At 42.1% G+C, this 1419-nt stretch carries 1 protein-coding gene; it reads left to right on the top strand.

Annotated elements, in window-relative coordinates:
* The first annotated feature begins 703 nt into the window (after nt 1-703).
* Nucleotides 704-1189 (top strand): hypothetical protein, encoded by a 486-nt coding sequence (locus QTO00_RS19665; protein ID WP_229617931.1) that lies wholly within the window; start codon nt 704-706, stop codon nt 1187-1189.
* The last annotated feature ends 230 nt before the right edge of the window (nt 1190-1419 follow it).

Raw genomic sequence — 1419 nt, 5'->3', positions numbered from 1 at the left:
CATATAACAAAGCGTTTAAGACGGATTCACAACGCTTGGCAGTTTTGGTTTGAATCAGCTTTAATGTTTACGGCACAATAATTTAGGTTTGGTGGTCGCGTTGTTCACCACTTAACGCGGCGTTAGGCGACGGGCAGGAAAGTTCTTTGTTCTCATTTTCTTAGGTCTCTTTGAGCATTCGTTTTTCTTTGTCGGCAATTCAGCATTGTCGGTTCAAGTTCTTGAATATCTCAAACCGTAAAACATGCCAAAATTCGTGGGTTGCCTCATTGGTTTTCAGTGTTGGATGGCGGTGAGTGTCACTGGCTCAAAGTGTGGCAAGGGCAAGTCAATTGGGGCTTTCGATTTCGCTGCTAGTGTGTCGCTTTGGCATTTTCGGGTTCAAAGCCCACTTTGTTGCTGAAGGTCTGCATTTCGTGGTTGTTGGAATCTTGGCTGAAACATAGTGATCTTTTTGGTTCTTGAATCACAAAAAGTCAGTGGGTGTTTGGTTGCTTATTTTGTTTCGGGTAATCTGCTTTCAAAGCAACTTAAACACTGGTGGGAAACTTCGCCTAACAAGGCGTTTAAGGCGGATTCACAACGCTTGGCGATTTCAGTTCCAGTCAGGTTAAGTGTTTAAGGTACAATGGTTTAAGTTTGGTGGTTAGCGTTGTTCACCACTTAACGCGGCGTTATGCGATTAATCGGAAATAATAGAAACATGCTTATTGAAAGTAAATTGGCTGAAAAATTTTTGTTCGAATACCAGTTGGTAATGACTTACATCAATAATGGCAAGATCCCAGAAGGTTTAGCGGATTTCGTAGCCTTGAGGGACGAATTGTATGATTGTGTTTCGGAAGTAAAAGGTAATATGTCCCATGCTGTATCGAGTGAGCTTTTAGAATCTCTCGACAACGCTATTTATGGACGCTTTATTTACCTTAAAAAATACAAAGGTGGTTATGTGTTTTTGCATCCTGATAGTAACCAGTACTATCAAGTGAAAGGGCTGACTTCGCCAATTGAAGAAATGTGTCCAGAATACTCTGTGGTTGATACCGCAATTTTGCCATTTTCAGGCGAGCTTATTTGTGATGGTTTGTTAGTACCTTTCAACGCTAGCTTTGGTAGTGCAGTGAAAAAAGAATTTCGTGATGGCTATTGGTTGGCAAAGAAGAGTGGTACGTTGATAAAAATCGCATAACAAAGCGTTTAAGGCAGATTCGCAACGCGTGGCATTTTCAGCTCAAGTTGAGTTTTGTGTTTACGGTGCAATGGATTAGCCTGGGTGGCAGGCGTCGCTCACTTATATGGTCTCCCCCAGTTTTGCAAGTCAGTAGCATGATTAAAAGCGCAGGTTAACTACCATATATACGGCCTGTTTTAACGGCTATTGCCTTGGCCAAGATGAGGCAGTCGAACACGAAGTCCTAA

This window comes from Vibrio sp. M260118 (assembly GCF_036533755.1).
GTDB lineage: Bacteria > Pseudomonadota > Gammaproteobacteria > Enterobacterales > Vibrionaceae > Vibrio.
The sequence above is the reverse complement of the archived record's forward strand: the minus strand, read 5'-3'. Positions and strand labels throughout refer to the sequence as shown.